This is a genomic window from Bifidobacterium sp. POST2/T3 (B1) (genome assembly GCF_058197115.1).
On the sequence record NZ_JBVPQK010000113.1, the window covers coordinates 1 to 7,773 of the forward strand.

At 61.6% G+C, this 7,773-nt stretch carries 6 protein-coding genes; 5 read left to right on the forward strand and 1 reads right to left on the reverse strand.

Annotation, left to right across the window (positions count from 1 at the left end):
- From rpsA to pyk, 5 genes are all read left to right on the forward strand, one after another.
- A partial coding sequence (gene rpsA, locus AC0AP0_RS06625; protein WP_490429809.1) for a 30S ribosomal protein S1 occupies nt 1–1,401 on the forward strand: 1,401 nt, incomplete at its 5' end.
- A gap of 81 nt (nt 1,402–1,482) precedes the next feature.
- Nucleotides 1,483–2,130, forward strand: coding sequence for a dephospho-CoA kinase (gene coaE / locus AC0AP0_RS06630; protein ID WP_445342740.1), 648 nt, complete (start codon nt 1,483–1,485; stop codon nt 2,128–2,130).
- Nucleotides 2,131–2,167: 37 nt separating this feature from the next.
- Nucleotides 2,168–4,279 carry an excinuclease ABC subunit UvrB gene (gene uvrB / locus AC0AP0_RS06635; RefSeq protein WP_445342739.1) on the forward strand — a complete coding sequence of 704 codons (2,112 nt, stop codon included), beginning with the start codon at nt 2,168–2,170 and terminating at the stop codon, nt 4,277–4,279.
- Between the two features lie 170 nt (nt 4,280–4,449).
- Nucleotides 4,450–5,445, forward strand: coding sequence for a TerC/Alx family metal homeostasis membrane protein (locus AC0AP0_RS06640; protein WP_490429810.1), 996 nt, complete (start codon nt 4,450–4,452; stop codon nt 5,443–5,445).
- Between the two features lie 118 nt (nt 5,446–5,563).
- The gene (gene pyk / locus AC0AP0_RS06645) at nt 5,564–7,006 is read left to right on the forward strand and encodes a pyruvate kinase (RefSeq protein ID WP_490429811.1); all 1,443 of its coding nucleotides are present in this window, start codon (nt 5,564–5,566) and stop codon (nt 7,004–7,006) included.
- A gap of 152 nt (nt 7,007–7,158) precedes the next feature.
- On the opposite strand, the gene AC0AP0_RS06650 is transcribed toward pyk, so the two are convergent.
- Complete coding sequence (locus AC0AP0_RS06650; protein ID WP_490429812.1) at nt 7,159–7,752, reverse strand: NUDIX domain-containing protein; 594 nt, start codon at nt 7,750–7,752, stop codon at nt 7,159–7,161.
- Nucleotides 7,753–7,773 lie beyond the last annotated feature (21 nt).

The following is a 7,773-nucleotide window of genomic DNA, read 5'->3' on the forward strand; positions in this document are numbered from 1 at the left end:
GGGGATCTGGTCGAGGGGACGGTCGTTAAGATCGACCATGACGAGGTTCTGCTGGACATCGGCTACAAGACCGAGGGTGTGATTCCCTCCCGCGAGCTTTCCATCAAGAAGGATGTCGATCCCGACGACGTGGTCCAGGTCGGTGACACCATCGAGGCTCTGGTCGTCACCAAGGAGGACAAGGAAGGTCGTCTGATCCTGTCCAAGAAGCGTGCTCAGTACGAGCGTGCCTGGGGCGACATCGAGAAGATCAAGGAGGCTGACGGGGTCGTCGAGGGCACCGTCATCGAGGCCGTCAAGGGCGGACTCATCGTTGACATCGGCCTGCGTGGCTTCCTGCCCGCATCCTTGGTCGAGATGCGTCGCGTGCGCGACCTGTCTCCCTACATCGGGCAGAAGATCAAGGCCAAGATCCTGGAGCTGGACAAGAACCGCAACAACGTGGTCCTCTCCCGCCGCCAGTACCTGGAGGAGACCCAGTCCGAGGTGCGCGAGACCTTCATGGCCCAGCTCAAGAAGGGCCAGATCCGCGAGGGCACGGTCAGCTCCATCGTCAACTTCGGCGCCTTCGTCGACCTGGGCGGCGTGGACGGCCTGATCCACGTCTCCGAGCTCTCCTGGAAGCACATCGATCACCCCAGTGAGGTTGTCAAGGTGGGCGACAAGGTCACCGTCGAGGTGCTGGATGTCGATATGGACCGCGAGCGCATCTCGCTGTCCCTCAAGGCCACCCAGGAAGATCCTTGGCAGCGCTTTGCCCGGACCCATGTGCCCGGACAGATCGTCAAGGGCAAGGTCACCAAGATTGTGCAGTTCGGCGTCTTCGTCTCCGTCGAGGACGGTATCGAGGGCCTGGTCCACATCTCCGAGCTGGCCAACCGCCACGTGGAGAACCCCGAGACCGTCGTCAAGCAGGGCGAGGAGATCTTCGTCAAGGTCATCGACGTCGACCTGGATCGCCGCCGTATCTCCCTGTCCCTCAAGCAGGCCGATGACTCCGTCGATCCGACCTCCGAGGACTTCGATCCGGCCATCTACGGCATGCCTGCCGAGTACGACGAGGACGGCAACTACAAGTACCCCGAGGGCTTCGACCCCGAGACCAACGAGTGGATCGCCGGCTACGAGAAGCAGCGGGAGGAGTGGGAGTCCCAGTATGCGGCTGCCCACGACCTCTGGGAGCAGCACAAGGCCTTCGTGGCCAAGGAGCTGGAGAACGCCGAGGCTTCGGCCGCCGAGGACAGCCGGTCCTCCCAGGCGCCTGCCGCCGGTTCTCACTCCCACCGTCAGAGCTCCGAGGAGACTACCAACTACAGCTCGGAGTCCAGCTCCGAGGGCACCTTGGCCTCCGACGACCAGCTGGCCGCCCTGCGCGAGCAGCTGCTCAAGGAAAAGAAGTGAGCATTAAGTAGTGAATGGAGGGGTCCGGCCTCGGTCGGGCCCCTCCATTTGTATCTGCCGCCATAAGGTATATGTGGGTATATGTGGGAGGTCGGGATGATACGTGTGGGATTGACCGGCGGGATAGCGGCCGGCAAGAGCACGGTGGCGGCTCGGCTGGCTCAGGACGGGGCCAGGGTCATCGACTACGACAGGCTCTCCCATGAGGTCATCGCTCCGGGCGGACCTGGTGTCGGGCCGGTCCTGGAGCGATTCGGAGCAGACTGCGGGGACGGCCATGGGGGAGTGGACAGGTCAGCCCTGGCTGCACGGGTCTTCGGAGGGCCGACGGCTGACTGGGACCGCAAGGACCTGGACGAGATCATTCATCCGCTGGTCTATGACCTGGCCGCCAAGGCCGAGCAGCCCTGGCTGGAAGGTTCCGAGGTGGTGGTCCATGAGGTGCCTTTGCTGACCGAGGTGCGCTCTGCCATTCCTTTTCATTTCAACAAGGTTCTGCTGGTAGAGGCCCCCAGCCAGGTGAGGATTACGCGCATGGTGAATCAGCGGCATATGACCACGAGTCAGGCTGTTGAGCGCATCGGCTCTCAGGCCAACAGCAGTGCGCGACGCGCTCAGGCCGACCTGCTGGTGAACGGGTCCCAGCCTATCGAACAAATGTTCGAGTCTGTTGATAGAATATATAAAGAATTGAAGGCCTTGGCCAAGGGATCCTCGCACCGTGACTGACGGCCTTGGCGAATGACGCATCCTGGAAGGGAGTTTCATGGGGTTCAACATTGAGCGGACCAATAAGCCCTTCGTGGTCAAGTCTCCCTACAAGCCCTCCGGCGACCAGCCAGAGGCCATTGAGGAGCTGGCTACGCGGATCGAGAATGGCGAGAACGATGTGGTGCTCATGGGCGCCACCGGCACCGGCAAGACCGCGACCACAGCCTGGCTGATCGAGCGTCTGCAGCGGCCCACTCTGATTCTGGAGCCCAACAAGACCCTGGCAGCCCAGCTCTGCGCCGAGTTCAGGGAGCTCATGCCCGACAATGCGGTCTCCTATTTCGTCTCCTATTACGACTACTACCAGCCTGAGGCCTACATCCCCCAGACGGATACCTATATCGAGAAGGACTCGAACATCAACGACGACGTGGAGCGGCTCCGGCACGCCGCCACGGCCAACCTGCTGACCAGGCGCGACTGCGTGGTGGTGGCTACCGTCTCCTGCATCTACGGCTTGGGCACGCCCGAGGAGTATGCCGGACGCATGCTCTTCCTGCACGAGGGGGACCGGATCAACCGGGATGACCTACTGCGCAAGTTCGTGGACATGCAGTACAAGCGCAACGACATCGCCTTCACCCGAGGTACCTTCCGCGTGCGCGGCGACACGGTCGAGATCATCCCCGTCTATGAGGAGCTGGCCGTCCGCATCGAATTCTTTGGTGACGAGATCGATCGCATCTCCACTCTGCACCCGCTGACCGGGGACGAGATTGCCCATGAGAGCTCCGTGCACATCTTCCCCGCATCCCACTATGTGGCCGGTCCCGAGCGGATGGAGCGCGCCCTGAAGACCATCAAGGAGGAGCTGGACTGGCGTGTGGGCCAGCTGCGCAAGCAGGGCAAGGAGCTGGAGGCCCAGAGGCTGACCATGCGCACCACCTACGACCTGGAGATGCTCACCCAGATCGGCACTTGCTCCGGAGTGGAGAACTACTCCCGTCACTTCGACGGGCGCGAACCTGGGACACCTCCCCACACCCTGCTGGACTTCTTTCCTGACGACTTCCTGCTGGTCATTGATGAGTCCCATGTGACCGTCCCCCAGATCGGAGCCATGTATGAGGGGGATGCCAGCCGCAAGCGGACCCTGGTGGAGCACGGCTTCCGTCTGCCCTCGGCTATGGACAACCGCCCGCTGAAGTGGCCCGAGTTTCTGGACAAGGTGGGCCAGACCGTCTACTTGTCAGCAACACCGGGCGACTATGAGATGGGCCTGTCTGACGGGGTAGTAGAGCAGGTCATACGGCCCACCGGTCTGCTGGATCCCGAGGTGGAGGTAAGGCCTGTCAAGGGCCAGGTGGACGACCTTCTGGACGAGATCAAGACCCGGGTGGATCGTCATGAGCGGGTCTTGGTGACCACGCTGACCAAGAAGATGGCAGAGGACCTGACCGACTATCTGCTTGAGCGCGACATCAAGGTGGAATACCTGCACTCTGACGTAGACACCCTGAGGAGGGTGGAACTCCTACGCGAACTGCGCGAGGGCAAGATCGACGTCATCGTGGGCATCAACCTCTTGCGTGAGGGGCTAGACCTGCCCGAGGTCTCCCTGGTGGCCATTCTGGATGCGGACAAGGAGGGCTTCCTGCGCTCCTATCGCTCACTGATCCAGACCATCGGCCGTGCCGCCAGAAATGTGTCCGGCAAGGTCATCATGTACGCCGACGAGGTCACTGACTCCATGGACAAAGCCATCAGCGAGACCAACCGTCGCCGAGCCAAGCAGATCGCCTACAACAAGGAACACGGCGTGGATCCCAAGCCGTTGATCAAGAAGATCAGCGACGTCAACGACATGCTGGCCAAGGAGGATGTGGACACACAGACCCTGCTGGCGGGCGGCTACCGCAACGCCAACAAGGCCGGCAATTCCCACCTGGGCGTGCCCCTCTACGACAAGGAGGAGGCCGACAAGCGGCATCAGGAGATCCTCCAGGCCGGTCTGCCGGCGCAGGACCTCGCCGACCTGATCCGTCAGCTGAGCGACCAGATGCACACGGCTGCGCAACAGCTGCAGTTCGAGCTCGCAGCCCGCCTGCGCGACGAAATCAAGGATCTGAAGAAGGAGCTGAGACAGATGACCGAGGCCAAAAAGTAAGTTTGCTCCTTGGTCCGGAGCTCTTGACCAGTGGCCTGCCCCGGCCATGCTTAGGGCCTGTGATGCCAAGAGCATCACAGGCCCGATCCGCTGACCGCTCTCTGTGAGGATGTTCTGACATGCAGAGGGGCAGATGAGCACGTCATATCTTGCCGCTAGAGTCAGGTGATATGTCCGAGACACCTCTGCCGTTCATGGTTGTGAGCCTGGTTGTGCTGGCCGTTTTCTTCGTGGTTGATCTTCTGGTGATCGGGCGGCGGCCACATGTGCCCTCGACCGGCGAATGCGTGAGGCACATCGGCTTCTTCGTGGTCATGGCCTTGATTTTCGGGGCACTGATCTGGAAGGTGGCCGGATCCAAGCCGGCCATCGAGTTCTACTCGGGCTGGCTGACCGAGTACTCGCTCAGCATCGACAACCTCTTTGTCTTCGTCATCATCATGGGCAATTTCGCCGTGCCCCTGCGGCTTCAGCGTTATGTGCTCAGCGTCGGCATCACCATCGCGCTGCTGCTGCGCGGCGTCTTCATCCTGGCCGGAACGGCGCTGATCACCCGCTTCACCTGGATCTTCTTCATCTTCGGCTTCTTCCTGCTCTACACCGCCTGGAACATGGTCTCCAGCCGAGGCAAGCAGGAGGAGTACCACGAGAACGGGCTTATCAGGGTCCTGCGCCGGGTCATCCCCATCACCAGCCACTATGACGGTGAGCACCTGCGGACCACCTTCGAGGGCAAGCGCTACTTCACGCCCATGCTGGTGGTCTTCCTGGCCATCGGCACCACCGATGTCATGTTCGCCTTTGACTCCATTCCGGCCATCTTCGGACTGACCAAGGACCCCTTCATCGTCTTCACCTCCAACGTCTTCGCCCTGCTGGGCCTTCAGCAGCTTTACTTCCTGTTGGGATCCCTGCTGGACAAGCTGGAGTATCTGCCCCTGGGGCTGGCTGTGGTCCTGGCCTTCATCGGGGTCAAGCTGATCATGGAGGCTCTGCACGGCAACACGCTGCCCTTCATCAACGGCGGACAGCCCCTGACTGCCGTGCCGGAGATACCGACCTGGGCATCCCTGCTGGTCATTGTTCTGGCCGTGGGCACCGCGGCCCTGGCTTCAGTGCTTAAAAAAGCCGCCATCAGTCCTCCCAAACCGCTCCACAGTGAGTAAAGCAGTAAGGAAGCCCTGAGCCGCAAGGGTTGTTAGCGCTAACGGGAAATACTGGTCCACAGCAGGCTGAGTCTGTACAATGGAACAGTAAGTAAGAAAAAGAACAGGCAGGTAGCATATGCGCAAAGCCAAGATCGTCGATACCATCGGGCCGGCTTCGGAGTCGCTTGAGAACATCACCAAGCTGGTCAAGGCCGGCATGGATGTGGCCAGGCTCAACCGGTCCCATGGCACCCCCGAAGATCACCTCAAGGTTTACAACAACGTGCGTCAGGCCAGCAAGGAGACTGGGCGCAACGTGGCGGCCCTGGTCGATCTGCAGGGTCCCAAGATTCGTTGCGGTTGGTTCAAGAAGAACGAGCAGGGCGAAGACAAGGTCATCCTCAAGGAGGGCCAGGAGTTCACCATCACCACCGACGATGTCGAGGGTGACGAGCACATGACCTCCACCACCTTCAAGGGTCTGCCCGGGGACTGCCACCCCGGCGATCCCATCCTGATCGATGACGGCAAGGTCCGTCTGGAGGTCACCAAGGTCGCGGGCAACCAGGTCCACACCAAGGTGGTCGTGGCCGGCCCGGTCTCCTCCCACAAGGGCATCAACCTGCCCGGTGTGGCCGTGAGCCTGCCGGCACTCACCCCCAAGGACGAGGAGGACCTGCGCTGGGGCATCCGCACCGGTGCCGACATCATCGCCATGTCCTTCGTCCGTTTCGCCACCGACATCGATCGCGCCCATGAGATCATGGACGAGGAGGGTCGCCGCATCCCCATCGTGGCCAAGATCGAGAAGCCCCAGGCCGTTGAGAACCTGGAGGAGATCGTCAAGGCCTTCGACGGCATCATGGTTGCCCGCGGTGACATGGCCGTGGAGATGCCCTTCGAGCAGGTCCCCCTGGTGACCAAGCGTTGCATCGAGCTGGCCCGTCAGTACGCCAAGCCGGTCATCGTCGCCACCGAGGTCCTGGGCTCAATGGTTCATTCGCCCATCCCCAGCCGTGCCGAGGCCTCCGACTGCGCCAACGCCGTGCTGGACGGCGCCGACGCCACCATGACCTCCAACGAGACCGCCGTGGGCGACTACCCCGACACCACGGTCTCTACCATGGCCCGGATCTCCGAGTACGCCACCACCCACGGCTTCGACCGCATCCCGGATATGCACAACCTGGACATGTCCAACTCCGGTGCCGTCTCCTCCGCAGCTGTGGACCTGGCCGACAAGATCAATGCCAAGGCCATCGTGGCCTTCACTCAGACCGGCAACACCGTGCACCGCGTCTCCCGTGAGCGTCCGGCCGCCCCCATCTATGCGCTGACCACCGATGAGCACACTTATCATTGGCTGGCACTGAGCTGGGGCACCGAGGCATTCATGTGCGAGCAGGATTACCACGACTTCAACCGTGCAAGCCTCATGGCCTTCGTGGACGCCACTCTGAAGAAGCAGGACAAGGTCTCCGACGGCGATTGCCTGGTGGTGCTGAGCAGCGCCCAGGGCGAGTATGAGCCAGGAAACACCGACTGCATCTACGTGCACACGGTTGGCGCCAACGACTGATTCTCCGGCATGCTGCCTGGCTGTCGACTGAGTCAGCCAGGCGGGTGGCCGTCAGGTTCATTCGGTATTGATAGAGCAAGAAACCGGTGGTCTTTCCCCCGCCCGCCAAGGTAGGGGAGAGGCCACCGGTTCGTCATGCGGGGGTTCCTGCCTCAGTGCAGGTCCGACAGTCCGATTTTCGCCCGCAGGATGGCGATGGTGGTTTTTGCATCCAGTATGGTTCCTGCGATCACCATGTCGTAGGCCTCGTCCACGGTGAAGAGTCGCACATTCTGGTGCGGGGTCTCCGGTGCCAGGCTGGCAGGCTGGACCGGGGTCAGGCCCTCGGCATAGAAGAGGGTAGTGTGCTGAGTGGAGAAGCTGGGGGTGTTGATGAACCTCGCGAACTGGTTAAAGGAGGTAGCCTTGTATCCGGCTTCCTCGCGCAGTCGTCTGGTGGCTACATCGATGGGAGCTTCCTTGTCGTTGAGCGGATGGCCGGCCGGCAATTCAAGGGTCCAGCGGTGGGTGGGCAGACGGTACTGCTCGACCAGTGGTATCCGTCCGTCGTCGGTGATGGCCAGGACGGCGATGGTGTCTCCATGCTTCTCGCTGACGATGCTGCGGTCGAAGGTCTGATTGTCGCTGGATTCAAAGGTGACCCTGTCGACGCTGAAGTAGTGGCTGTCCATAATTTGCTTGCGGGCTTTCTCCTGGACGGGGGAGGTGCGCCAAGGATCGAACCGTCGATAGATCTGAGTGGTCATCATGCTCTCCTTCGACTGCTG